Annotated in this window: 1 protein-coding gene; it reads left to right on the plus strand. The window is 63.7% G+C overall.

The window, feature by feature from the left end; genetic code table 11:
- Window positions 1-270 (plus strand): MFS transporter (locus SB754_RS20485; protein ID WP_410784199.1); only part of this gene is annotated, 270 nt, incomplete at both ends.

A 270-nucleotide genomic window follows, 5' to 3' on the forward strand; every position in this document is an offset into this window, starting at 1 on the left:
GCCCACCGGCGCGGGCGGATGATGGGCACCATCTCGATTGTCATTGCAGTGGCCCCGGCCATCGGCCCCACTGTTTCCGGCATCATCCTCAGCGTCCTCGCCTGGCGCTGGATGTTCTGGCTGGTCCTGCCCATCGCCGTGCTGTCCCTGCTCGTGGGGGCGATGAAGGTCCAGAACCTCACCGAGCCCAAGAGCGTTCCGTTCGATGTGCTTTCCATTGTGCTGTCCACGATCGCCTTCGGCGGACTGATCTTCGGACTGAGCAGCATC

Origin of the sequence: Leifsonia sp. SIMBA_070 (assembly GCF_046534635.1) — a bacterium.
Classification (GTDB): Bacteria; Actinomycetota; Actinomycetes; order Actinomycetales; family Microbacteriaceae; genus Leifsonia.